Annotated in this window: 23 protein-coding genes and 1 pseudogene; 7 read left to right on the forward strand and 17 right to left on the reverse strand. The window is 68.5% G+C overall.

Annotation, left to right across the window (positions count from 1 at the left end; genetic code table 11):
• Nucleotides 1-85: 85 nt before the first annotated feature.
• Genes CQY20_RS27200 through CQY20_RS27210 form a run of 3 tightly spaced genes read right to left on the reverse strand, consistent with a single transcriptional unit; the run spans nt 86 to nt 3638 of the window.
• Nucleotides 86-391, reverse strand: a complete 306-nt coding sequence (locus CQY20_RS27200) for a DUF7155 family protein (protein ID WP_165789303.1) — start codon at nt 389-391, stop codon at nt 86-88.
• Between the two features lie 57 nt (nt 392-448).
• Nucleotides 449-2365 carry a DNA primase gene (gene dnaG / locus CQY20_RS27205; protein WP_097943398.1) on the reverse strand — a complete coding sequence of 639 codons (1917 nt, stop codon included), beginning with the start codon at nt 2363-2365 and terminating at the stop codon, nt 449-451.
• 16 nt (nt 2366-2381) lie between these two features.
• Complete coding sequence (locus tag CQY20_RS27210; protein WP_097943400.1) at nt 2382-3638, reverse strand: deoxyguanosinetriphosphate triphosphohydrolase; 1257 nt, start codon at nt 3636-3638, stop codon at nt 2382-2384.
• Nucleotides 3639-3716: 78 nt separating this feature from the next.
• Here CQY20_RS27210 and CQY20_RS27215 point away from each other — a divergent pair, with 78 nt between their 5' ends.
• The gene (locus CQY20_RS27215) at nt 3717-5717 is read left to right on the forward strand and encodes a TPM domain-containing protein (protein ID WP_097943402.1); all 2001 of its coding nucleotides are present in this window, start codon (nt 3717-3719) and stop codon (nt 5715-5717) included.
• Nucleotides 5718-5866: 149 nt separating this feature from the next.
• Here CQY20_RS27215 and CQY20_RS27220 read toward each other — a convergent pair whose 3' ends face one another.
• Together CQY20_RS27220 and CQY20_RS27225 are read right to left on the reverse strand one after the other, a co-directional pair.
• Nucleotides 5867-6748 (reverse strand): type IV toxin-antitoxin system AbiEi family antitoxin, encoded by an 882-nt coding sequence (locus CQY20_RS27220; RefSeq protein ID WP_097943404.1) that lies wholly within the window; start codon nt 6746-6748, stop codon nt 5867-5869.
• Nucleotides 6749-7026: 278 nt separating this feature from the next.
• Nucleotides 7027-8421 (reverse strand): glycine--tRNA ligase, encoded by a 1395-nt coding sequence (locus CQY20_RS27225; RefSeq protein WP_097943406.1) that lies wholly within the window; start codon nt 8419-8421, stop codon nt 7027-7029.
• 82 nt (nt 8422-8503) lie between these two features.
• On the opposite strand from CQY20_RS27225, the gene CQY20_RS27230 reads away from it, so the two are divergent.
• Entirely contained in the window at nt 8504-8947 is a 444-nt protein-coding gene (locus tag CQY20_RS27230; RefSeq protein ID WP_234816439.1) for an ArsR/SmtB family transcription factor, read from the forward strand.
• Nucleotides 8944-9372, forward strand: coding sequence for a Fur family transcriptional regulator (locus tag CQY20_RS27235; RefSeq protein WP_165789304.1), 429 nt, complete (start codon nt 8944-8946; stop codon nt 9370-9372). The genes CQY20_RS27230 and CQY20_RS27235 overlap by 4 nt, the downstream gene beginning before the upstream one ends.
• Before the next feature lie 21 nt (nt 9373-9393).
• Here CQY20_RS27235 and CQY20_RS27240 read toward each other — a convergent pair whose 3' ends face one another.
• The 3 genes from CQY20_RS27240 to recO are packed head-to-tail and all read right to left on the reverse strand — an operon-like array spanning nt 9394 to nt 11472.
• Nucleotides 9394-9786, reverse strand: coding sequence for a hypothetical protein (locus tag CQY20_RS27240; protein ID WP_097943408.1), 393 nt, complete (start codon nt 9784-9786; stop codon nt 9394-9396).
• Nucleotides 9786-10691 carry a decaprenyl diphosphate synthase gene (locus tag CQY20_RS27245; protein WP_097943410.1) on the reverse strand — a complete coding sequence of 302 codons (906 nt, stop codon included), beginning with the start codon at nt 10689-10691 and terminating at the stop codon, nt 9786-9788. The genes CQY20_RS27240 and CQY20_RS27245 overlap by 1 nt, the downstream gene beginning before the upstream one ends.
• Entirely contained in the window at nt 10615-11472 is an 858-nt protein-coding gene (recO, locus tag CQY20_RS27250) for a DNA repair protein RecO (RefSeq protein ID WP_097943412.1), read from the reverse strand. Before recO ends, CQY20_RS27245 begins: the two co-directional genes overlap by 77 nt.
• Nucleotides 11473-11535: 63 nt before the next feature.
• On the opposite strand from recO, the gene CQY20_RS27255 reads away from it, so the two are divergent.
• On the forward strand, nt 11536-12984 hold the full coding sequence (locus CQY20_RS27255) for an amidase (protein WP_097943414.1): 1449 nt from the start codon (nt 11536-11538) through the stop codon (nt 12982-12984).
• 162 nt (nt 12985-13146) lie between these two features.
• Entirely contained in the window at nt 13147-13602 is a 456-nt protein-coding gene (locus CQY20_RS27260; RefSeq protein ID WP_234816440.1) for a hypothetical protein, read from the forward strand.
• Nucleotides 13603-13658: 56 nt separating this feature from the next.
• On the opposite strand, the gene era is transcribed toward CQY20_RS27260, so the two are convergent.
• The 9 genes and pseudogenes from era to hrcA form a co-directional block, all read right to left on the reverse strand.
• Entirely contained in the window at nt 13659-14558 is a 900-nt protein-coding gene (era, locus tag CQY20_RS27265) for a GTPase Era (protein WP_097943416.1), read from the reverse strand.
• On the reverse strand, nt 14555-14872 hold the full coding sequence (locus CQY20_RS27270; protein ID WP_097943418.1) for a cytidine deaminase-like protein: 318 nt from the start codon (nt 14870-14872) through the stop codon (nt 14555-14557). Before CQY20_RS27270 ends, era begins: the two co-directional genes overlap by 4 nt.
• Nucleotides 14865-16157 carry a hemolysin family protein gene (locus CQY20_RS27275; protein WP_097943420.1) on the reverse strand — a complete coding sequence of 431 codons (1293 nt, stop codon included), beginning with the start codon at nt 16155-16157 and terminating at the stop codon, nt 14865-14867. Before CQY20_RS27275 ends, CQY20_RS27270 begins: the two co-directional genes overlap by 8 nt.
• The gene (gene ybeY / locus CQY20_RS27280; protein WP_097943422.1) at nt 16154-16690 is read right to left on the reverse strand and encodes an rRNA maturation RNase YbeY; all 537 of its coding nucleotides are present in this window, start codon (nt 16688-16690) and stop codon (nt 16154-16156) included. The genes CQY20_RS27275 and ybeY overlap by 4 nt, the downstream gene beginning before the upstream one ends.
• A gap of 12 nt (nt 16691-16702) precedes the next feature.
• Nucleotides 16703-17740, reverse strand: coding sequence for a PhoH family protein (locus CQY20_RS27285; protein ID WP_097943424.1), 1038 nt, complete (start codon nt 17738-17740; stop codon nt 16703-16705).
• A 92-nt stretch (nt 17741-17832) separates the two neighbouring features.
• Nucleotides 17833-18363, reverse strand: a pseudogene (locus CQY20_RS35245) (MMPL family transporter); the annotation flags it as partial.
• A gap of 95 nt (nt 18364-18458) precedes the next feature.
• Nucleotides 18459-19205 carry a 16S rRNA (uracil(1498)-N(3))-methyltransferase gene (locus tag CQY20_RS27295; RefSeq protein ID WP_097943428.1) on the reverse strand — a complete coding sequence of 249 codons (747 nt, stop codon included), beginning with the start codon at nt 19203-19205 and terminating at the stop codon, nt 18459-18461.
• Between the two features lie 7 nt (nt 19206-19212).
• Nucleotides 19213-20358: a molecular chaperone DnaJ gene (gene dnaJ / locus CQY20_RS27300; RefSeq protein ID WP_097943430.1), complete on the reverse strand. Its 1146-nt coding sequence runs from the start codon at nt 20356-20358 to the stop codon at nt 19213-19215.
• Nucleotides 20359-20392: 34 nt separating this feature from the next.
• Nucleotides 20393-21424, reverse strand: a complete 1032-nt coding sequence (gene hrcA, locus CQY20_RS27305; protein ID WP_097943432.1) for a heat-inducible transcriptional repressor HrcA — start codon at nt 21422-21424, stop codon at nt 20393-20395.
• A 158-nt stretch (nt 21425-21582) separates the two neighbouring features.
• On the opposite strand from hrcA, the gene CQY20_RS27310 reads away from it, so the two are divergent.
• Both CQY20_RS27310 and CQY20_RS27315 read left to right on the forward strand, forming a co-directional pair.
• A complete protein-coding gene (locus CQY20_RS27310) occupies nt 21583-21897 on the forward strand; it encodes a type II toxin-antitoxin system VapB family antitoxin (protein ID WP_097943434.1) in 315 nt (104 codons plus the stop codon).
• Between the two features lie 66 nt (nt 21898-21963).
• Nucleotides 21964-23469 (forward strand): GAF domain-containing sensor histidine kinase, encoded by a 1506-nt coding sequence (locus CQY20_RS27315; RefSeq protein ID WP_097943436.1) that lies wholly within the window; start codon nt 21964-21966, stop codon nt 23467-23469.
• The last annotated feature ends 191 nt before the right edge of the window (nt 23470-23660 follow it).

Genomic DNA, 23660 nt, shown 5'->3' on the forward strand with positions numbered 1-23660 from the left:
TGTTCACCCGCCATCGACAACCCACGTCCGATTGCAGCCCGAGGCCTTCGGCCTCAAGTCGCCTCCATACCGTCTAGTCGCGCTGTTAGTTGATGCCGCCGGTGAACGTCTGGCCGGGCAGCAGCGGGCCGGTGGTCACGCCGAGACCGCCGTTGTTGGGGCCGAGGTAGCCGAAGTCAGGCGTTCCGGCGATGATCGGTGAGCCGTTCGAGTAGCCCAGGCACTTGCCGTCCTCCTGGTTGCCGAACCAGGCGAGGCACTGGCCGGGATAGGCCTGCGAGATCTGCGGCTCGGGAGTCGAGGCCAGGGACGCGGCAAACGCCGGTCCGGCCGCGGCGGCAACCGCGAATGCGCTGACGGCGACCAGCCGACGGGTCATCTTCGAAGCCACCTCATTGCCTTTCACCAGTGGGCCCAGGGCGTCTACACCATAACGTGCGGCGACGGGTTACGCAGTAAGGTCGTCGCCGCTGGCCTGTTCGAGCAGGCTGCGGCGGTAGGCCTCCATCGCGACCAGGTCGCCGAACAGGGCGTGATATTCGTCGCCCTGCTCCACCGGCGACATGCGCTGCAACTTCGACTTGACCTCGGCGATCTGGCGGCCGACCGCCACCTCCTGCAGCCGGGCCAGCACCCCGCTGATGTAGCGCGGCAGCCGCTCGTCGTCGTCGACCTTGATCGACTCCACGCCGAGCTCGTTGACCAGGCTCGCGGCGGCGTCTGCCGCCGTGTGCTGGCGCACCTTGTCGATCCATTCCGCCCCGGACACACCCGCCGAGGCGCCGCCCGCGGCGGCGATCGCGGCGCGGACCGCCGCATATCCCGGATGGGTGAACGTCTCGGGGGTCAACGCGTCGAACACGGGTCCGGCCAGCGCAGGGTATTGCAGCGCCGCCTTCAGCGCCTCACGTTGCGGCCACAGCGTCGGATCGCGCGGATCGGGCCGCTCCACCGTCGTGGCCGGTCTGGCTCGCCCACCCCGGCCGCCCTGCGCCGCCGCCCGGCCACCGCCTTTGGCCTGCTCGCGAACCCTGCCCACGACTTGGGCGACGTCGTCCCAGCCGACCCAGCCGGCGAGTTGGCGCGCGTACTCGTCGCGCAGCGTCGGGTCCTTGATGCGGGCCACCATCGGCACGCACCGCCGTAGCGCGGCCACGCGGCCCTCGGCGTTGTCGAGATCGTGGTCGGCGAGTGCGGTGCGAATCGCGAACTCGAACAACGGCGTTCGCCGCGCCACCAGATCACGCAGCGCGCCGTCACCGAATTTCAGCCGCAGATCGCAGGGATCCATGCCGTCGGAGGCCACCGCGACGAACGACTGTCCGGCGAGGTTCTGTTCGCCGTCGAACGCCTTGACAGCGGCCGCGCGCCCGGCCGCGTCGCCGTCGAACACGTAGATGAGCTCGCCGCGAAAGAAGTTGTCGTCCATCATGAGTCGCCGCAGCATCGCGAGGTGCTCGTCGCCGAACGCGGTGCCGCACGACGCCACCGCCGTCGTCACTCCCGCCGCGTGCATCGCCATCACGTCGGTGTAGCCCTCGACGACGACGGCCTGATGCCCCTTGGCGATGTCGCGTTTGGCGTGGTCGAGCCCGAACAGCACCGCCGACTTTCTGTACAGGACGGTCTCGGGGGTGTTGACGTACTTGGCCTGGTTCTGGTCGTCGTCGAACAGCCTGCGGGCGCCGAAGCCGATGACCTCGCCGCTGGACACCCGGATCGGCCACAGCAGCCTGCGGTGGAAGCGGTCCATCGGGCCGCGTCGACCCTCCCGCGACAGACCCGCCGCTTCCAGTTCCTTGAACTCAAAACCCTTGCGCAGCAGGTGTTTTGTCAACGTGTCCCAGCCCGACGGCGCGTAGCCGCAGCCGAACCGCGCCGTGATCTCGGGGTCGAAGTTGCGGTCAAGCAGGTACTGACGGGCCGGTGCGGCCTCATCGGACTGCAGCGCCTGGGCGTAGAACTCCTGGGCGGCGGCGTTGGCGGCCAGCAACCGGCTTCGGCTGCCGCGGTCACGCTGCACGCTGGTCGCCGCGCCGGTGTAGGTGACGGTGTAGCCGACGCGGTCGGCGAGCAGTTCGACCGCCTCGACGAAGTTGACGTGCTCGATCTTCTGCACGAAGGCGTATACGTCGCCGCCCTCGCCGCAGCCGAAGCAGTGGAAGTGGCCGTGGTTGGGCCGGACGTGAAAGGACGGAGTTTTTTCGTCGTGAAAGGGACACAGCCCCTTCAGCGAGTCGGCGCCCGCGCGGCGCAGTTGGACGTAGTCACCGACGACGTCTTCGATGCGCACGCGTTCACGTATGGCCGCGATATCGCGATCAGGAATCCTCCCCCGACCCCGCGTCGCATCGCTCCTTCCCACCGGACCGCTCACCGACTCAGTCTAGAGCGGGCTCCAGCCGCTCCAACCGGCCTTCGGTGAACGACGCGATCTGGTCGATGATCACCCGCAGCCGTTGGCCGTCGTCGGCGGCGGCGTTGAAGGCAGGCACGAAAATCGGGTCCAGCGTCGCCGGAGCGCCCGCCAACAACCAATGCGCGACCCGCTCAATGCGTTCGCGCTGACGGGCCTGCAGTTCGAGGTGACGCGGGTCGGACATGATGAATTGCAGCGCCAGCACCTTCAGCACCGCCACCTCGGCGCGGACCAGGGTGGGCACCTTCAGGTCGACGGCGTAGCGCACGAGCGGGCCGGGCCCGGCTTCGGCACGGGTGGCCGCGATGGCCGCCGACGCGAACCGCCCGACGAGCTCGCTTGTCAGCTTCTTCAATGCCACCGAAGCGGCGAGGGTGGCGTCGTACTTGCCGACGGCGGCGACCACAGGCAGTTCGGACAGCCGCCGCGCCGCCGACACCAGCTCGTCGGCGGACAGTCCGCCGCCCATGCCGCTCGACTCACCCAGCCGGCCCAGCTCGGCGGCCGCGTCGTCGTCGGCAAGCACCCGCATGTCGATACGGCCCGACACGACGCCGTCCTCGACGTCGTGCACCGAATACGCGACGTCGTCGGCCCAGTCCATCACCTGAGCCTCCAGGCAGGGCCGGAACGGCGGCGCCCCCTCGCGCATCCAGTCGGCGGCGACCGCGTCGTCGGCGTAGAAACCGAACTTGCCGCGCTCGCGGCTGCGCTGCCACGGATATTTCGTGACTGCATCCAGCGCGGCTCGCGTGAGGTTGAGCCCCGCGCTGATGCCTTCTGCGTCGGCGACTTTGGGCTCCAGCCGCGTCAGGATCCTGAAGTTCTGCGCGTTGCCCTCGAACCCGCCTGACTCGGCGGCGATCTCGTTGAGCGCGCGTTCACCGTTGTGCCCGTACGGCGGATGGCCGATGTCGTGCGCGAGCCCGGCCATGTCGACGAGGTCGGGGTCGCAGCCAAGCCCGATCGCCATGCCGCGGCCGATCTGCGCGACCTCCAAGGAGTGGGTCAGCCGGGTGCGCGGGGTGTCGCCCTGTCGCGGCCCGACGACCTGTGTCTTGTCGGCGAGGCGGCGCAGGGCGGCGCAGTGCAGCACCCTGGCCCTGTCGCGGGCGAAGTCGGTGCGGTGCTCGGAGTCGGTCCCCGGCAGCGCGCTACCCTTCGGCGGTTCGACCACCAGCCGCTGCCGGTCGAACTCGTTGTACGGGTCGTTGTTCATGGCCACCGACGCACAGTCTGCCAGGACTGTTGGGCCGCGCAGGCTACCTCGCGCGGCTCGCCCATTACATTGGCAAACATGCGCATCGCTCGCCTGCTCAGCCTGGTCCTCGCTTTTCTGACCGTGGGTGCGCTGGTGGCGCCGTCGGCGTCGGCCGAACCGCCGTTCCGGCTGCCCGGCCAGGTCACCGACAACGCGGGCGTGCTCAACAGCGCGCAGCGCGCCGAAGTGACGTCGGCGATCGACAAGCTGTACGCCGAGCGCAAGACGCGGCTGTGGGTGGTCTACGTCGACTCGTTCTCCGGCCAGTCGTCGGAGACGTGGGGACGCAACACCATGCGGGTCAGCGACCTGGGCTCCTACGACGCCCTGCTGGCGGTCGCGACCGTCGACCGGGCGTATGCCTTCCTCGTGCCCGAAAGCGCCACCGACCTGAGCTCTCGCGATGTGGAGAACTTGCGGCGCAACCAGATTGAGCCGGCGCTGCGGCAAAACGACTGGGCCGGTGCGGCGATGGCGGCCGCTAACGGCCTCGCCGAGGGGCCTGCTGGGGGCGGAGGCATGTCATGGACCGGTGTGCTGATCGCGCTCGCAGTGATCGGTCTGGCGGTCCTCGCGCTCGTGTTGTGGCAGCGGCGCAGGCGCCGCAAGCGCCGGGAAGCCGAGTTAGCAGCGGCGCGCCGGGTCGACCCGACGGATCCGCGGGCGTTGGCGGCGCTGTCGCTCGATGCTCTCGACGACCTGTCCCGCTCGATGGTCGTTGCCGTCGACAACGCGGTGCGCACCAGCGAGCACGAGCTCGAGCTTGCGCAGGAGGAATTCGGCGAGAAGGACACCGAGCCGTTCATGCGGGCGGTCAGCAACGCGAAAACCACGCTGGCGCAGGCGTTCAATGTGCGCCAGCAGCTCGACGACGCCATTCCGGAGACCCCGGCGCAGCGGCGCGATCTGTTGACCCGCGTGGTGGTCGCCGCGGCCAAGGCCGACCGCGAGCTGGAGGCCCGCCGTGAAGCGTTCGCCAAGCTGCGAGACCTGGTCATCGACGCGCCGGCCCGGCTGGCCGGGATGACCCAGCAGGTCGTCGAGATCACCGCGCGGCTGGAACCGTCACAGCAGAAGCTCGCCGAGCTGCACAACGAATTCGACGCTGCCGCACTGACTTCGGTGAGCGACAACGTCGATGCGGCCAGAGACCTGCTGAAGTTCGCCGACGAGCACATCACCCGCGGCCGCGAACTGGCGAACCGTCCGGTGGCGGGCCAACAGAGCGAACTGGTCGAATGCGTGCGCGCAGCCGAATCCTCGCTGGCGCAGGCGCGCTCGCTGCTGGACGCAGTGGACAGCGCGGCCAGCGACATCCGTCAAGCGGCCGCCACACTGCCCGCCGCGATCGAAGACATTCAGAACGGGATCAAGCAGGCCACCGAGCTGCTGAAGGAGGGCGACGTGCCGCAGGCGGCGCAGCTGAGCGAGGCGCGCGACGCTGCAGCCGCCGCGGTGGCGACCGCCCAGCGCACCGGCGCCGTCGACCCGCTGGGCGCGTTCACCGAACTGACCAAGGCCGACGCCGACCTCGACCGGCTGCTCGCCGCCGTCGAGAAGGAGCGCGAGGCGGCCGAACGGCTGGCCCGCGCCGTCGATGAGGCGCTGTTCGCGGCCCGTTCGCGGGTGCGGGCGGTGTCGGACTACATCGACACCCGCCGCGGTATCGTCGGCCCCGAGGCGCGTACCCGGCTGGCCGAGGCTGTCCGGCACCTCGGCGCCGCGGAGGCCAAGCGATCGACTGACCCCGCGGAGGCGATCGCGCACGCCAACGGCGCCGCGATGCTGGCGTCGCAGGCGCAGAGCCTGGCCAATGCCGATGTGCAGAACGCTCAGCGCTCGTACATGGGGCCCTACGGCGGGGGCGGCGGTGGCGGCAACATGGGCGCCGTCATCGGCGGCATCCTGATCGGCAACATCCTCAGCGGCGGAATGCGCGGCGGATTCGGCGGATTCGGCGGAGGCGGTGGTTTCAGCCCGGGCTCATTCGGCGGCTCGGGCGGCGGCGGAATGTTCGGCGGCGGCGGCCGCTTCTAGCTCGTTTCCGCTTCCGGCGAGCGTGCGTGTCTGCAGGCGACACGCCGATCGAATTCGGGAGTTTGCGCACGCTCACGCGGGAGATTGTGCACGCTCACGCCGCGGGTGCGCGCGACAGTTTGCGCGTTCTCGCGGGACAGTGCGCGCACTCACGCCGCGCGCATCAGGTCAAATTCGATGCGCCGCACCATGTCCGCTGGCCGATATCGCACATCGTCGAACACAATCGACCCGACGGTCCAACCGACCTCGTGAAGCGCGGCGCGCTTCTGCCGGTCGAGCCGAAACTTCTCTTGCGAACTGTGCCAATCGAATCCGTCGTATTCGACCGCCACCATGCGTTCGGGCCACGCGAAATCGACCCGCCACGTCCGGCCGTTGCGGTCGACGATCTCGTATTGCAGCACGGGCGGCGGCAATCGACCGTCGAGCATCACCAACCGCGCCTCACTCTCCATCGGCGATTCCGCAAGTCCGTCGGCCAACGGAATCAGTTCGCGCACTTGCACAATCCCGCGTCTACCAAAATGTTGAGCCGCAACGGCGTACAACTGTCGGCGATCACAGGTGCCACTGCGCAGCGCGGCGTCCAACGTCGCAAGGGCGCGCGGCCGACGCAAGCTTCGGGCCACCTCGATTGCCGTCCACGCCGGCGTCGTGGCGGGCCGCCCCTCGACCTGAGTCAGGGGCGCACCCTCGCGGCGATGCACAACGAGGCCATCGGAATTACGCAGTTGATGGCCGATCGGATTGAGCACATGGAGGTCGACGACGTCTTCCGTATCGAATCCAAATGCTCTGGCCGCGGTCGCCAGACAGATTGCAACGGGCTCACCTGCGCGCAAGTCCAGCCCGGCCAACCGGGTGAAATTGTCGGGCTCGTCGCGGCTGTAGACGCCGGGCCAGACCTTGATGAATTCGCCGTCACGGATGCCGATTTCGAGCCGACTTCTGCTGAGGTGGCCGAGCAATTGTCCTGTGGTGGCCACGCCGCCCTGCGCGTCGAACAGTGTCGCGATATCGCCCGCCATGCCGATGATCGTCAGTCACGGCTGCCGCTGGCGGTGGTCACGAAGGTCGGCCTGTGGATGAAGCGGCGACTGGGGATAACAGGGCCGAGGTGCGAGGGTGCGCAAACTCCTGGGTGAGCGTGCGCAAACTCCCGAATTTCACCGGCGTGTCGCCCGCAGACACGCACGGTCGCGCCAAAGGGTGGCTCGCGCCAAAGGGTGGCTCGCGGCAGAGGGTGGCTCGCGCCAAAGGGAGGGGCTGCTCGCGCCAAAGGGAAGGGGCTCGCGGGGATGTGCGGCTAGCAGCCTTTGAGGCGGCCCGCCAAATAGTCGGCCACCGAGTCGATGCCGATGCGCTCCTGCGTCATCGCGTCGCGCTCGCGGACCGTGACGGCGTTGTCCTCGAGCGTGTCGAAGTCGACGGTGACGCAGAAGGGGGTGCCGATCTCGTCCTGGCGGCGATAGCGGCGGCCGATCGCGCCGGCGTCGTCGAATTCGACGTTCCAGCACTTGCGCAACTCCGCAGCCAGGTCACGCGCCTTGGGTGACAGCGCCTCATTGCGCGACAGCGGCAGCACCGCCGCCTTGACCGGCGCCAGCCGCGGATCCAGCCGCAGCACCGTACGCTTGTCGACGCCGCCCTTGGCGTTGGGCGCCTCGTCCTCGGCGTAGGCGTCGATGAGAAACGCCATGAACGACCGCGTCAGCCCGGCTGCGGGTTCGATCACATACGGCACGTACCGGGTGTCGGTGGCCTGGTCGTAGAACGACAGGTCGACGCCGGAATGCTTTGAGTGCGTTGACAAGTCGAAGTCGGTGCGGTTGGCGACACCTTCCAGCTCGCCCCACGGGTTGCCCTGGAAACCGAACTTGTACTCGATGTCGACGGTGCGGTCCGAGTAGTGCGACAGCTTGTCCTTGGGATGCTCGTAGAGCCGCAGGTTATCGCGGGCGATGCCGAGGTCGATGTACCACTCCAGCCGGGTGTCGATCCAGTACTGGTGCCACTCGGGCGCTGTCGGTGGCTCGACGAAGAACTCCATCTCCATCTGCTCGAACTCGCGGGTGCGGAAGATGAAGTTGCCGGGGGTGATCTCGTTGCGGAAGCTCTTGCCGATCTGGCCGATGCCGAACGGCGGCTTCTTGCGCGCCGTGGTCACGACGTTGGCGAAGTTGACGAAGATTCCCTGCGCGGTCTCGGGCCGCAGATAGTGCAGGCCCTCCTCGGTCTCGATCGGGCCGAGGTAGGTCTTGAGCATCATGTTGAAATCGCGCGGCTCGGTCCATCGGCCCTTGGTGCCGCAGTCCGGGCAGGAGATCTCGGTCATCGGCACCGACTCCGGGTCGTCGATGCCCTTCTTCTCGGCGTAGGCCTCCTGCAGGTGGTCCTGCCGATGGCGCTTGTGGCAGTTCAGGCATTCCACCAGCGGGTCGTGGAACACGTCGACGTGCCCGGAGGCCACCCACACCTCGCGCGGCAGGATGATCGCGCTGTCCAGGCCGACGACGTCGTCGCGGCTGGTGACCACGGCGCGCCACCACTGCCGCTTGATGTTCTCCTTGAGCTCGACGCCCAAAGGCCCGAAGTCCCAGGCGGACCTGGTGCCGCCGTAGATTTCGCCGGACTGGTACACCAAACCGCGGCGCTTGGCCAGGTTCGCAACGGTGTCGATGATCGAGGGAGACGGAGCCACGGGTCAACAGCGTAACGATGAGCGATGAAGCCGCGTCGGCGCCGTTGACATGCGTGATCGTGCATGTATCGTGGCCAACATAATGAAAACCGTTTCCACCTTCTCGTCGGAGGCTACGTCGGAGGCCGCTACGGAAGTCTCGCCGACGGCCTCGCCCGCCGCTACGGAAGTCTCGCCGGCAGCCTCGCAGGTCGACGAGCACCACCAGCACAGCGCCGCGCCGCTGCCCGCTCTGCCGTCGCGCGAGGTGCTCGACACCGCGGGTGATCTGCTGCGCGCCCTCGCCGCGCCCGTCCGAATCGCGTTGGTGCTGCAGCTACGCGAGTCCGCCCGCTGCGTGCACGAACTCGTCGACGCGCTCGGCGTGCCGCAGCCGCTGGTCAGCCAGCACCTGCGCATCCTCAAGGCCGCCGGAGTCGTCGCCGGCGAACGCTCGGGCCGCGAAGTGCTCTACCACCTCGTCGACAACCACCTCGCGCACATCGTCGTCGCGGCGGTCACCCACGCCGGTGAGGACAGCAGGTGAGCAGCCCGAGGAGCACCACCGGCACGCCCGGCGTGCGCGCCACCCGGCAGCGGGCGGCGATCTCGGCGCTGCTGCAAAACGTCGACGACTTCCGCTCCGCGCAGGAACTGCACGACGAACTGCGCCGACGCGGCGAGGGCATCGGGTTGACGACGGTGTATCGCACACTGCAGTCGATGGCCGCCGCCGGCCTGGTCGACACCTTGCGGACCGACACCGGCGAATCGGTGTACCGGCAATGCTCCGAGCAGCACCACCATCACCTGGTGTGCCGGGTGTGCGGCTGCACGGTCGAAGTCGATGGCGGACAAGCCGAAACCTGGGCCGCCGAAGTCGCCCGCGCGCACGGCTTCTCCGACGTCAGCCACACAATCGAGATCTTCGGCGTCTGCGGCGACTGCACGTCGGTACGCCGCGACAACTGACTAGCCGGCCAGCGCGCGTGACTAGCCGGCCAGCGCGCGACGCACGTCGGCGCCCGCGGTGAGCACCATCACGATCAGCGTCTGCAACGCCTCGTCGCTCAGGCCCGAGGCCGGGAAGTTGTAGCGCAGCGTCACATCGGCGCGGCCGCCGCCGGCCACCTGCTCGGCCAGCGACACTGTGCCCAGCACCGTGTCGTGCGCCAGTTGCGAAACCCTGTCGCGAATCGCGTTGTCCAGCACCAAATCCCACGCCAAGATCTGCGTCAGCGCCACCATGTCCAGGCCCTCGCTGATCGTCACCACCCGCAGCGACGCGAACGTGTGCTCATGGTGGACGGTCAGGGCGCCGTCGTCCTCCTGCTCGTACTCCAGCACCCCGTCGAGCACTGTGCACAACCGCTCAACGAGATCCATCACGCCCTGCCGAAGCGTCGATTGCGGTTGACGTACTCCTCGCAGGCCGCCCACAGATCACGGCGGTCGTAGTCCGGCCACAGCTTGTCCTGGAAGACGAACTCGGCGTAGGCCGCCTGCCACAGCAGGAAGTTGCTCGCGCGCTGCTCCCCCGACGTCCTGATGAACAGGTCGACATCGGGGATGTCGGCGCGGTGCAGATGCTTGGCGAACGTCGCCTCGGTGATCCGCTTCGGGTTGATCTTGCCGTCGGCGGCCTCCTGCGCCAATGCCCTTGCGGCCTCGACGATTTCGGTGCGGCCGCCGTAGTTCACGCAGTAGTTGATGGTGATGACGTCGTTGCCGACCGTCATCTTCTCGGCGATGTCGAACTCCTTGATGACGCTGCGCCACATACGGGGCCGCGAGCCGACCCACCGCATCCGCACGCCCATGTCGTTGAGGTTCTCCCTGCGCCGCCGCACGACTTCGCGGTTGAAGCCCATCAGGAAGCGGACCTCTTCGGTGCTGCGCTTCCAGTTCTCGGTGGAGAACGCGTAGACGGTCAGATGCTTGATGCCGATTTCGATGGCGCCGCAAGTGATGTCGATGAGCACCGCCTCGCCCATCTTGTGGCCTTCGGTGCGGTGCAGTCCGCGCTGCGTGGCCCAGCGCCCGTTGCCGTCCATGACGACGGCGACGTGGTGGGGCACCTGGTCGGCGGGAATCTTGGGTGCGGCGGCCTTCGAGGTGTGTTGCGGCGGACGGGCAAACCTGCCGTTGGTGCGCGGCGGCAGGTCCGGAAACACCACCGGCCAGGTCGACTTGTCGGGAAAGGTCGGATAGTCGTCAGGCGCCGGAGGCAGCTGGGGGTGGGTATCGGTCGACGCCCCCTGTCCCTTCCTTTTCACTACCACGGGTGACATCCTGCCCGAACAGGGAGACGCGGTGTTCGGCGACCGCGCGATCGACCCGGTACACCCGCTCGACCAGCGGCAATGTCCGGAGCTGACGTTCGAGATGCCACTGCAGATGGGCGGCCACCAGTCCGCTGGCCTGATTGCGGTGCGACTGCTGCGAGGCCTGCGCGGCGTCCCAGTCGCCGTCGTAGAGCGCCGACATCAGATCCAGCACGGCCTGCGGCGGCGTCACCGACCCGGACGGCCGACAGTGCACGCACACGCTGCCGCCCGCGGCGATGTGAAACGCGCGATGCGGGCCCGGCGCGGCGCAGCGGGCGCATTCGTTGAGCGCGGGCGCCCAACCGGCGATCCCCATCGCCCGCAGCAGATAGGCGTCGAGCACCAGTTCCCACGGCCTGTTGCCGTCGGCCACCGCCCGCAGCGCGCCGACGGTCAGCCGGTGCAGCGCGGGCACCGGGGCGCGTTCCTCACCCGCCAGCCGCTCCGCGGTCTCCAGCATGGCGCACGCGCAGGTGTAGCGGCCGTAGTCGTTGACGATGTCGGCGGCGAACGCGTCGATGGCCTGCACCTGGGTGACGATGTCGAGGTTGCGGCCGCGGTGCAGCTGAACGTCGATGTGCGCGAACGGCTCTAGCCGCGAGCCGAACTTGCTGCGGGTGCGCCGCACGCCCTTGGCGACAGCGCGGACCAGCCCGTGCTCGCGGGTGAGCAGGGTGACGATCCGGTCGGCCTCGCCGAGCTTGTGCTGACGAAGCACCACCGCCCGATCCCGATAGAGGCGCATCGGTTCAGTCTCGCACCGTGCGGCGACAGGGCCGGTAGGCGGCGCCGGATATCCTCGACATTGATGGCTGCGCCTCCTCTGTCCTCCGCCCTGTCCGCCCGAAACGCCCCTCTTCCCACCCTGACCGACCTGCTCTATCAACTGGCCAGCGGAAGCGTGACATCGGTCGAGTTGGTCCAGCGCTCGCTGGACGCCATCGAGGCCAGCCAGCCCACCCTCAACGCGTTTCGGGTGGTGCTTCGCCAGCAGGCGCTCGCCGATGCGGCCAAGGCGGACCGCAGGCGCGCCGCCGGACATCGCGCGCCGCTACTGGGAATCCCGATCGCGGTGAAGGACGACGTCGACGTCGCCGGTGTGCCGACGATGTTCGGCACGGCGGGCCGGGTGCGACCGGCCACCGCCGACGCGGAGGTGGTGCGCCGACTGCGCACCGCGGGCGCGATCATCGTCGGCAAGACGAACACCTGCGAGCTGGGTCAGTGGCCGTTCACCAGCGGGCCGGCGTTCGGCCATACCCGAAACCCGTGGTCGCGCAATCACACTCCGGGCGGCTCCTCCGGCGGTAGCGCCGCGGCGGTGGCCGCTGGCCTGGTCACCGCGGCGATCGGATCCGACGGCGCGGGCAGCGTCCGGATTCCCGCGGCGTGGACGCATCTGGTCGGCATCAAGCCGCAGCGCGGCCGCATCTCGACCTGGCCGCTGCGTGAGCCGTTCAACGGCATCACCGTCAACGGCGTCCTGGCCCGCACGGTGATGGACGCGGCGTTGCTGCTCGACGCCGCGCAGGGCAACGTCGACAGCGACCCGCACAAGCCGGCGCCGATTCAGGCCGCCGAGGCCGTCGGCCGCGCGCCCGGCCCCCTCACCATCGCGGTGACCACACGGTTCCCCTACAACTTCTTTCGGCCGCGGCTGCATCCGGAGATCGCCGGTGCGCTCAACGCCGTCGCCGAGCAACTCACCGCGCTCGGGCACACGCTCGTCGACGCCGACCCCGACTACACCGTCGGGATGTCGTGGAATTTTCTGTCACGCTCGACGGCCGGGCTGATCGACTGGGTGGACCGGCTGGGCCATGACGTCGAACTCGACAAACGCACGCGCGCCAACCTGCGACTCGGCCGGCTGCTGTCGGAGAACGTGCTGCGCAAGGCCCGCGCCAAGGAGGCCGCCGCGCAGCGCCGCATCGGCTACATCTTCAATATCGCCGACGTGATCCTGGCGCCGACGACCGCGCTGCCGCCGCCGCGGGTGGAGCACTTCGACAAGCGTGGCGGTCTGTCCACCGACCGGGCGATGATCCGCGCCTGCCCGGCGACGTGGCCGTGGAACCTGTTGGGCTGGCCGTCGATCAGCGTGCCCGCCGGATTCACGTCGGACGGCCTGCCGATCGGCGTGCAATTGATGGGTCCGGCCGAAAGCGAGCCGCTGCTGATCTCACTGGCGGCCGAGCTCGAGGCCGTCAGCGGCTGGGTGGCCAAGCAGCCCGAGCCCTGGTGGCTCGATATCTAGAAATTTGCTTTTTCTTGGGAAACTCTCTCGTTTTCCCACGAAATTTCACTTCACTGGTCCAGATTGAAGTAGCTGACTACTCGCGCTAACCACGCGCGCGTCTGCATACGTTCTTTCCGCGAGCAGCCAGCTTGCCACTGGATAGCCGACGGAAGGAACCCGATGACCGCCAAGGCGAACTACCCGACTATGCCGCCACTGGTTGCGGCGATTGCCATGATTCCCGTGGCGTTCGCGGTGCCCGCGCAAGCTGATCCACTGCCCTACGGCCCGGACACCTGCATCCAGGGCTATGTCTGGCGCAATGCCCGCCCCGGCGACACCGTGTGTGTCACACCGGCGACGCGGGACACGGTCGCGCAGCAGAACGCGAATCGCGGGGCCAACAAGGATCCGAAAGGCGCCTACGGCCCGGAGTCGTGTCAGCAGGGTTTCGTCTGGCGCGAGGCGTTCGACGGCGACGTGGTCTGCGTGACGCCCGCCTTCCGGACTCAGATGAAGAGCGACAACGCCGCAGCGGCATCACGCAAACAGGCCAACGCCCCGGCCCCGGCCGCGCCGCCACCGCAGAACCCACTCTGCAGCATAAACCTGGGTCCGCTTAGCCCGCCGTGCTAGCGATTTCGGCGCGCTAAACGGCGCTCAGCGCACGTTAGCGCGCCGAAATCGCGGAATCAGAAGCCGAGGCGGCCAAGCTGTTTGGGGTCGCGCTGCCAGTTCTTGGCGACCTTGACGCGTAGGTCGAGATAGACCTTGGTGCCGAGCAGTCGTTCGATCTGCATGCGCGCGGCGGTGCCCACCTCGCGCAGCCTGGCGCCGCCCTTGCCGATGACGATGCCCTTCTGGCTGTCGCGTTCGACATAGAGGATGGCGTGCACGTCGATGAGGTCGTCGCGACCTTCCCGCGGGCTGACCTCGTCGATGACGACGGCCAGCGAGTGCGGCAGCTCGTCGCGCACGCCTTCGAGCGCGGCCTCGCGGATCAGCTCGGCCATCAGCGTCTCCTCGGGCTCGTCGGTCAGCTCGCCCTCCGGGTAGAACGCCGGGCCGGGCGGCAGCTGGGCGGCCAGCACGTCGATCAGCACATCGACCTGCTGCCCGGTGGTCGCCGACACGGGCACGATCTCGGTCTCGGGGCCGACGAGCTCGCTGACCGCCACCAGCTGCGCGGCCACCCGTTCCTTGGACACCTTGTCGATCTTGGTGACGATCGCCACCAGCGTGGTCTTGGGTGCGATGGCGCGAATCTGCTCGTAGATCCACCGGTCCCCCGGCCCGATCTTCTCGTCGGCGGGGATGCACAGCCCGATGACGTCGACCTCCGAGTAGGTGCCCTTGACCAGGTCGTTGAGCCGCTGACCCAGCAGCGTGCGGGGCCGGTGCAGGCCGGGGGTGTCGACGATGACGATCTGAAAGTCGTCGCGGTGCACGATGCCGCGGATGGTGTGCCGCGTGGTCTGCGGGCGGTTAGAGGTGATCGCCACCTTGCTGCCGACCATCGCATTCATCAACGTCGACTTGCCGGTGTTCGGCCTGCCGACGAAACAGACGAAGCCCGAACGGAATTCGCTCACAGCGGGTTGCCCGACCGGTCGGTGACGATGATCTTGGCGTCGGCAGAAAGCTCGTGTACCGCCGCGACGCCTGCGTCGTCGGCCGAGCCGCCGACCACCACGGCCGCCTCCAAGCCGCGGGCGCCGCTCGACACCGCGGCGGCGACGGCGGCCTGCAGCGCGGTCAGCGTCAGGGAGTCAAGCGCGACCGGCGCACCGGCATACGTGCGGCCGTCGGAGTCGCGGACGGCGGCGCCGCTGCCCGCCTCGGCGCGCCCCATCGCGCCGCGGGCCAGCACCACCAGCTTGGCGTCCTCCGCGTCCAGCTCAGTCATCGTCGCCTTTCTGCTCGGGCTCGGTCGGACTGACCAGCACGGTGCCGATTCGCACGCGTCCGCGATGGTCTCGGCCACCTTCGGCGCGCAGCCGCAGCCCGTCCCAGGTCACCTCGGCACCGGGCAGCGGGACGCGGCCCAACTCCAGCGCCAACAAGCCACCGACGGTGTCGACGTCGAGATCCTCGTCGAACTCGATGCCGTAGAGCTCGCCGAGATCTTCGATGGACAGACGCGCAGACACGCGATACCGCTTGTCGCCCAGATCCTCCACCGGAGCCACCTCGTCCTGGTCGTATTCGTCGTTGATCTCGCCGACGATCTCCTCGAGCACGTCCTCGATGGTGACCAGGCCCGCGATCGCCCCGTATTCGTCGACCAGCAGCGCCATGTGGTTGCGGTCGCGCTGCATCTCGCGCAGCAGTTCGTCCAGCGGCTTGGAGTCGGGCACGAACACCGCGGGCCGCATGACCTCCGACACCTTGGTGTCGCTGCCGCCCTTCTTCGAGTAATAGGTTCGCTCGACGAGGTCCTTCAGATACACCACGCCGACGATGTCGTCGACGTTCTCGCCGATCACCGGGATGCGCGAGTGCCCGCTGCGCACCGCCAGCGACGTCGCCTGCCCCGCCGTCTTGTCGCTTTCGATCCACACCATCTCGGTGCGCGGCACCATCACCTCGCGCGCCGGTGTGTCGCCCAGCTCGAACACCGACTGGATCATCCGGCGTTCGTCGTCGGCCACCACGCCGCTCTGCTGCGCCAGGTCGACGACCTCGCGCAGCTCGATCTCGGAGGCGAACGGCCCGTTGCGGAAGCCGCGGCCGGGCGTCAGCGCGTTGCCGAGCAACACCAAAAGCCGGCTGATCGGCGTCAGCAGCACCGAAATCGCCTGCAGCGGAACGGCCGACACCAGTGCGATCGTGTAGGCGTTCTGCCTGCCCAGCGTTCGGGGCCCCACGCCGATGACCACGAAGCTGACGACGACCATGATCGCGGCCGCGGCGATCAGCCCCCAGTCCAGGCCGAGATGCTCGTAGAGATAGTCGACCAGCAGCGCGGTGGCGGTGATCTCGCACGTGATCCGCAGCAGCACAACGAGATTGATGTAACGCGGCCGCTCGTTGACGACGCGCGCCAACCGCACGGCACCGGGCCGCTCGTCGCGCACCATTTCCTCGACACGGGCGATCGACACCGTGCTGATCGCGGCGTCGATGGCCGCGAACAGGCCGCCGAAGCAGATCAACGCGATCGCTCCGAGCAGCGAACCTATGCCGGTCACGGCTCGTCGAAGTAGCGAGACTTGTCCAGCAGCCGCCGGTCCTTCTCGGTCTGACGGTCCTGGTGGTAAGCCTCGACCTGATCGGCCACCCACTCCTCGAGCAGTTGGCGTTGCAACGCGAACATCTCTTTCTCTTCGTCGGGCTCGGCGTGGTCGTAGCCCAGCAGGTGCAGCACGCCGTGCACGGTCAACAGCGCGAGTTCCTGGCCCAGGGTGTGGCCCGCGCGTTCGGCCTGCTCGGCGGCGAACTGCGGGCACAGCACGATGTCGCCGAGCATCGCCGGGCCCGGCTCCGGCGCGTCGGGGCGTCCGCCGGGCTCCAGTTCGTCCATCGGAAAGCTCATCACGTCGGTGGGGCCCGGTAGGTCCATCCACCGCATGTGCAGGTCGGCCATCGCGGCGGTGTCGAGCAGGACCATCGAAAGCTCCGCCGCCGGATGGACATTCATCTTCTTGATGACGAAGCGCGCGACGCTGACGAGTTCCTCTTCGGAGACGTCGAGGCCCGATTCGTTGGAAACCTCAATACTCATGGACCGCCCCGCTTATCGTCGCGACCGGTGGTTGCCCGCGGCACGGCGCTGCGCCCGGTTCATCAGCCCGGGCTCTTCGAATTTGGCGTAGGCGTCCACGATTTCGGAGACCAGCCGATGGCGCACCACGTCGGCGCTTGTGAGTTCTGCGATGTGGATGTCTTCGACGTCGTCGAGGATCTGCACTGCCGCGCGCAGACCGGAGTTGGCGCCGCCGGGCAGGTCGATCTGCGTGACGTCGCCGGTGACAACCATTTTCGAGCCGAATCCCAGCCGGGTGAGGAACATCTTCATCTGCTCACCGGTGGTGTTCTGCGCCTCGTCGAGGATGATGAATGCATCGTTGAGTGTGCGGCCGCGCATGTACGCCAGCGGAGCTACCTCGATCACCCCGGCGCTCATCAGCTTCGGAATCAGCTCGGGGTCCATCATGTCGTGCAGCGCGTCGTAGAGCGGCCGCAGGTACGGGTCGATCTTCTCCGAGAGCGTGCCGGGCAGAAAGCCAAGCCGCTCACCGGCTTCCACCGCGGGCCGGGTCAGGATGATCCGGGACACCTGCTTGGTCTGCAACGCGCTGACCGCTTTGGCCATCGCCAGATAAGTCTTGCCGGTGCCCGCGGGCCCGATGCCGAACACGATCGTGTGCGCATCGATGGCGTCCACATATCGCTTCTGGTTCAGCGTCTTCGGCCGGATCGTGTTGCCGCGGCGCGACAGGATGTCGAGGGTGAGCACCTCGGCGGGTGACTCGCCCTCGGCGCCGGTCAGCATCGCGACACTGTGCCGCATCACGTCCGGGGACAGGGCCTGGCCACTGCCTACGATCGCGATCAGTTCAGAGATCACCCGCTCGGCCAGGGCCACGTCGGCCGGTTCGCCGGACAGGGTGAGGGCGTTGCCGCGCGCATGGATGTCGGCGGCCAGCAGGCGCTCGAGGGCACGCAGATTCTCGTCGGCGGAACCAAGCAGGCCCACGACGAGGTCGGGCGGAACATTGATGCTGCTGCGGACGGGCAAATCCGCGTCAGCGTTGGTCTCGCTGGGCGTCACGTGGGGTTTTCTGCCTGCTTTCTGGGGTTCTTGCCGGTATGGACGGTATTGACTGTCCAGTTTAGCGCTGGTCACCGACCCGCCGGAAATGTTTAACCAGCGACGACGTCGGCGGTGGCCGGCTTCGGCCGGGGCGGCCAGGTGGGCACGTTCATCGGCCGCCAGAACCACCGGCCCAGCAGCGTAGCCAGCGACGGCGTCATGAACGAGCGCACCACCAGCGTGTCGAACAACGGCCCGAGGCCGATGGTGGTGCCCATCTGCCCGTGCCGCCGTCGCAAGGATGATGCTGGTCTTCAAGCCTCCGGGGATTCTCCTCCTTGAACCGCGATACCACCAGCAGGTCGTTAGTAGGAGTTTCGGCCAAGTCCTTGAAAGTCGCCGCCGTGCCGCCGAGTGAGATCTTGGCGTCCTCCAGCGAGTGGCCTTGACCGCCTCGATGGCCGCCTTCTTGGTCGGCTCGACACGCGAAAGCCCTTCCGGCGTAACCGGATCGCCGCAGTGGGCGATGATCACTCTTACCGCTTTGCCGCCCGGCGAGAAGAAGCCGAGAAGAAGCTTCGCATGCCCCGCTGGAAGTCGGGCGTGCCGAGCACCTCCGGCGGCCGGTAGAAGGTGTCGTCTCGATCATCGGCCCGAACTGCGCAATCCTTTGCGGCATAAGCAGATCGAGCTGATTCATGTCGGCATCGACTGCGCGTGGCCGATCAGTGCGCGGTCAGGCCCAGCGCGGGGTCAACACACCGAGCGCGCCGAGCGCGACCGCCGCCGCGGTCGAGGTCCGCAGCACAGTCGGTCCGAGCCGCGCCGGCTGCGCCCCGGCTTCCGCGAGGGCGGCGACCTCGTCGTCGGCGATGCCGCCTTCCGGACCCACCACTAACATGAGCGAATTCGCCTGTGCCAGAGCCGACTTCGGCAGCGGCGCGGCTGCTGACTGGTGCAGCACCAACACCGTCGTCCCAGCGGCGACCGCGTCGCGCACCGAGGCGACCAGTTCGTCGGTCGTCACGACACCGGAGACGGTCGGGATGTGCGGCCGTCGGGACTGGCGTGCCGCCGCCCGGGCAACCGCACGCCACCGCCGCAGCCCCTTGTCGGCCCGGCCGCCGTCCCAGCGGGCCACGCAGCGGGCGGCCTGCCAGGCAATGAAGGCGTCGGCGCCGGCTTCGGTGGCCAACTCGATGGCCAGTTCGGAACGGTCAGATTTGGGCAGCGCCTGCACGACGGTGACCGGCGGAGCCTGCGGGTCGACAGTCCAGCGCTCCAGCACCCGCGCCGACAGGCGCGCCTTGCCGGTGTCCTCGATCACGCAGTGCGCCATGGTGCCTGCGCCGTCGCTGAGGTCGAGCTTCTCCCCCGGCCGGATGCGCCGCACGGTGGCGGCGTGGAAACCCTCGTCGCCGTCGACCAGGGCCAATTCGCCGACCGCCGGAATCGCGTCGACGTAGAACAGCGCCGCGGACATGCGGGGGTCAGCGGCCGGTGAACGTCTCGCGCAGCCTGCTGAACAGTCCGCCGCTCGCGGCGCCGGTCTGCGTGGACTTCACCTCGGCGACGTCGCGGTCGCGGCGCTCCTTGAACTTGCGCAACAGCTCCACGTCGTGATGGTCCAGCCGCGACGGGACCACCACCTCGATGTGGGCGTGCAGATCGCCGCGCACCCCGGACCGCAGATGCGGCATGCCGTGCCCGCGCAGCGTCAGCACCTCCCCCGGCTGGGTGCCGGGCGGGATGGTGATCTCCGTGGGGCCGTCGAGGATCGCGTCGATCACGACGGTGGTGCCCAACGCCGCGTCGACCATCGGCACCGAGATGGTGCAGTGCAGGTCGTCGCCGTCACGGACGAATATGTCATGCGGCTTCTCGTGCACCTCGACGTACAGGTCGCCGGCAGGTCCGCCGCCGGGGCCCACCTCGCCCTGGGCGGCCAACCGAACGCGCATGCCGTCGCCGACGCCCGCCGGGATCTTGACGCTGATATCGCGCCGGGCCCGCACGCGGCCGTCGCCGCCACAACGGTGGCACGGGTCGAGGATGACCTCGCCGACCCCGCCGCACACGGGGCACGGCCGTGACGTCATCACCTGCCCGAGCAGCGAGCGCTGCACGGTCTGGATCTCACCCTGGCCGCGGCAGGTGTCGCAGGTGGTCGGCCGGGAATTGCCCTGGGTGCCCTTGCCGTGACACATGTCGCAGAGCACCGCGGTGTCGACGGTGACCTGCTTGGTCACCCCGGTCGCGCACTCCTCCAGGTCGAGGCGCATGCGCAGCAGCGAGTCGGAGCCGGGCCGGACGCGCCCAATCGGGCCACGCGATGTGGTGCCGCCGCCGAAGAACGCCTCGAACACGTCGCCGAGGCCGCCGAAGCCGGCGAAACCGTTGCCCGCTGCGCCGCTGCCGGACTCCAGCGGGTCGCCGCCGAGGTCGACGATGCGTCGCTTCTCGGGGTCGCTGAGCACCTCGTAGGCGGCGCTGATCTCCTGGAATCGCTCCCGCGCTGCCGGATCCGGGTTGACGTCGGGATGCAACTCGCGGGCTAGCCTGCGGTAGGCGCGCTTGATCTCGGCATCACTCGCGCCCTTGCTCACTCCGAGCAGACCGTAGTAGTCGCGTGCCACTCCCCAAACCTTCCCGTACCGCGAATGCGGTAAATCAGCGGCTGCCTAAGACTTCACCTATATACATCGCAACTGCGGCGACGTTGGCGATAGTTCCCGGATAGTCCATTCGTGTGGGTCCGAGCACACCCATGCCGCCGTAGACCTTGCCCATACTGCCGTATGCGGTCGTGACCACCGACGTCGACGCCATTTCCTCGGCTTCGGTCTCGTGGCCGATGCGCACGGTCACCTTGCCCGCCTCCTGTTGGGCGGCCAGCAACCGCAGCACCACCACCTGCTCTTCAAGTGCTTCCAGCACCGAGCGCAGCGAGCCGCCGAAGTCGGCGGTGTTGCGGGTGAGGTTGGCGGTGCCGCCGAGCAGCAACCGCTCCTCGGTGTGCTCGACCAGCGACTCCAGCAGGACGGTGGCCGAACGGCCCACTGCGTCGCCGAGGCCTCCTGTGCCGTCCATCTGCGCGGCCAGGTCGCTGACCGCGACCGACGCGGCCGACAGCTGCTTGCCGACCAGCGCCTTGCCGAGCAACTCGCGCAGCTTGCCGACCTCGTGTTCGTCGATGACGTCACCGAGTTCGACGATGCGCTGATCGACACGGCCGGTGTCGGTGATCACCACCAGCAGAAGCTTGGCCGGGGTCAGCTGCACCACTTCGAGATGGCGGACAGTGGACGTCGTCAGCGTCGGGTACTGCACGACGGCGACCTGACGGGTCAGCTGCGCCAGCAGCCGCACAGCGCGTCGCAGCACGTCATCGAGATCGACGCCGGACTCGAGGAACTTCAGGATCGCGGACCGCTCGGCGGCCGACAGTGGCTTGATGTCATCGAGCCGGTCGACGAATTCGCGGTAGCCCTTCTCCGTCGGCACCCGCCCCGAGCTGGTGTGCGGCTGGGTGATGTAGCCCTCCGCCTCCAGCACGGCCATGTCGTTGCGGACGGTCGCGCTCGACACACCGAGGTTGTGCCGCTCGACGAGGGTCTGCGACCCGATCGGCTCCTTGGTGGCGACGAAGTCGGCGACGATTGCGCGCAACACTTCGAACCGACGTTCGTCAGCGCTACCCATGTCCTCACCTCCAATCGAGAACCATTTTACGGTTATCAACAGCAACAACGCTTCGCTGAGGGTTCGCGTGGCGGATCGGTTCGGGTTAGCCTTTCGATCATGGTTTCGGTCTGGGTGAAGCCATCGCCGCGCACCGCATCACGAAGGGCGTCGGGCAGGTGATCTTCAAAGGCGTCCTCGATGGCAAGCCATACCCCAATCACGGGCTGACCCATCGGCAGTGGTCAAAGATTCCGCCGCGGCAGATCCGCCTCGACGAGCTGGTGACCACCACGACCGTGCTCCAGCTGGACCGCCTGCTTTCCGAGGACTCCACCTTCTACGGAGACCTGTTCCCCCATGCCGTGCGGTGGCGTGGCGTCATCTATCTCGAGGATGGGCTGCACCGTGCGGTGCGGGCCGCCCTGCGCAATCGCACAGTGCTGCATGCCCGGGTGTTCGACATGGATATGCCGCTCGCCCCGCAGATGTGAACGGCCGGTGTGAGCACCAAGGCGTCGGCGAAGGCGCCATCTTCTAAGCCCGGTCCGCGGTCCCGCATGGTGTCGTGGGTGCTGCGGCCGAAATCCCCGCCGCTGTGGCTGGGCATCGCGGTCGCCGCGGTGTTGATCACTCTCGAGACGGTGCTGGTGTCGGTGCTCGAACGGCTGGCACCGGGCGGCGCCTTCGGCGCGCTGTTCCTGCTGGGCGTGCTGGTGGTGTCGGCGGGCTGGGGGTTCGGGCTGGCGTTGACGACGACGGTGGTCAGCGCGGCGGTCTACATGTCGTTCCACCTCGGCCACGACGGCTTCGTCCCGACGGAGAAGCAGGACTGGGCCGCGATCGTCATCTTCGTCCCGGTCGCGTTGCTGGCCAATCTCCTTGTCGGACAGGCCAGGCTGCGCGCCGCCGAGGCCGAGCTTCGCCGCCGCGAGGCCGAGCAGAGCCGCGAGGAGCTGCGGGTGCTCGCCGAGCAGCAGGCCGCGCTGCGCCGGGTCGCCACGCTGGTGGCCGAAGCGAGCAGCCCGGCCGAGGTGTTCGCCGCGGTCGCCGAGGAGCTCGCCGCCCAGCTCGGGCTGCCGCACTCGGCGCTGGTGCGCTTCGAGCCCGACGGGCACCTGCTTCTGATCGGCTATCACGACGAGCCGCGGGCGATGCATTTGAGCGACCGGTTCCCGCTGGGGCATGGCGGCGTCGCCAAGGAGGTGTATCTGACCGGACGCCCGGCGCGGATGGATCCCGGCGGCCCCCGCGGCGCCCGCGCCGCCGAACTGGGGCTGAACTCGGTCGTCGGCGTGCCGATCGTCGTGCACGGCCGGATCTGGGGCGCCGCGCTCGTCGGCACCCGCGAGAACCGCGCGTTGCCGCCCGACACCGCCGCCCGCGTGGCGGATTTCACCGACCTGGTCGCGACCGCCATCGCCAACGCGCAGGCCCGCTCCGAACTGGCCGCGTCGCGGGCCAGGATCGTCACCGCCGCCGACAGCGCGCGCCGCAGGCTGGAACGCAACCTGCACGACGGCGCCCAGCAGCGGCTGCTGTCGCTGGGCCTCGAACTGCGCGCCGCCGAGGCGACGCTGCGGGCGACCGACAACCCCGTCGCCGACCAGCTTTCGCAGATCGTCGGAGGGCTGACCAACGTGTCGGAGGAACTGCGGGAGATCTCCCGCGGGCTGCACCCCGCGGTGCTGTCGAAGGGTGGTCTCGGGCCCGCGCTGAAGGCCGTCGCGCGCCGCTCCGCGGTACCGGTCGAGCTGAATCTTTCGCTCACCGGGCGGCTGCCCGAGCCGGTCGAGGCGGCCGCGTATTACGTTGTGGCCGAGTCGTTGACGAATGTGGCCCGCCATGCCCATGCCTCCGAGGTGACGGTGAGCGCCTCGGTCGACGACACCCGCCTGCGCATGACGATTCGCGACGACGGCGACGGCGGCGCCGACCCCACCAACGGGTCGGGTCTCATCGGGCTCATCGACCGCGTGGAGGCCATCGGCGGGCGCATCGACTTATCCAGCCCGCCGGGTGAGGGCACCACGCTCGACGTCACGATCCCGCTGGAGGCCGCCTAACTCCCGCTGGTTTGTGCAACCAGCGACGGTTTTCGGGGCGAAAGCGTCGCCAGATGCACTATCGGCGGGGCTATTGCGGGCGGGGGGCTAGCGGCGCGGCCGGTGCGGGGCGAGCTAGGAGCCTGCTGAATTAGTGGCTTTGGGGGCGGGGTGCCTCAAAGCGCTCTGTGGCGCGTGTGTTCAGTCAGACC

This window comes from Mycolicibacterium agri (assembly GCF_002553505.1).
GTDB classification, from domain to species: Bacteria; Actinomycetota; Actinomycetes; order Mycobacteriales; family Mycobacteriaceae; genus Mycobacterium; species Mycobacterium agri.

Bases quoted from the DNA above. Each gene is read 5' to 3' on its own strand.
- CQY20_RS27210 (WP_097943400.1), bottom strand. From the start codon at position 3,638: ATGAACAACGACCCGTACAACGAGTTCGACCGGCAGCGGCTGGTGGTC.
- CQY20_RS27215 (WP_097943402.1), top strand. From the start codon at position 3,717: ATGCGCATCGCTCGCCTGCTCAGCCTGGTCCTCGCTTTTCTGACCGTG.
- CQY20_RS27220 (WP_097943404.1), bottom strand. From the start codon at position 6,748: ATGGCGGGCGATATCGCGACACTGTTCGACGCGCAGGGCGGCGTGGCC.
- CQY20_RS27230 (WP_234816439.1), top strand. From the start codon at position 8,504: ATGAAAACCGTTTCCACCTTCTCGTCGGAGGCTACGTCGGAGGCCGCT.
- CQY20_RS27240 (WP_097943408.1), bottom strand. From the start codon at position 9,786: ATGGATCTCGTTGAGCGGTTGTGCACAGTGCTCGACGGGGTGCTGGAG.
- CQY20_RS27245 (WP_097943410.1), bottom strand. From the start codon at position 10,691: ATGTCACCCGTGGTAGTGAAAAGGAAGGGACAGGGGGCGTCGACCGAT.
- recO (WP_097943412.1), bottom strand. From the start codon at position 11,472: ATGCGCCTCTATCGGGATCGGGCGGTGGTGCTTCGTCAGCACAAGCTC.
- CQY20_RS27255 (WP_097943414.1), top strand. From the start codon at position 11,536: ATGGCTGCGCCTCCTCTGTCCTCCGCCCTGTCCGCCCGAAACGCCCCT.
- CQY20_RS27260 (WP_234816440.1), top strand. From the start codon at position 13,147: ATGACCGCCAAGGCGAACTACCCGACTATGCCGCCACTGGTTGCGGCG.
- CQY20_RS27270 (WP_097943418.1), bottom strand. From the start codon at position 14,872: ATGACTGAGCTGGACGCGGAGGACGCCAAGCTGGTGGTGCTGGCCCGC.
- ybeY (WP_097943422.1), bottom strand. From the start codon at position 16,690: ATGAGTATTGAGGTTTCCAACGAATCGGGCCTCGACGTCTCCGAAGAG.
- CQY20_RS27295 (WP_097943428.1), bottom strand. From the start codon at position 19,205: ATGTCCGCGGCGCTGTTCTACGTCGACGCGATTCCGGCGGTCGGCGAA.
- hrcA (WP_097943432.1), bottom strand. From the start codon at position 21,424: ATGGGTAGCGCTGACGAACGTCGGTTCGAAGTGTTGCGCGCAATCGTC.
- CQY20_RS27315 (WP_097943436.1), top strand. From the start codon at position 21,964: ATGGTGTCGTGGGTGCTGCGGCCGAAATCCCCGCCGCTGTGGCTGGGC.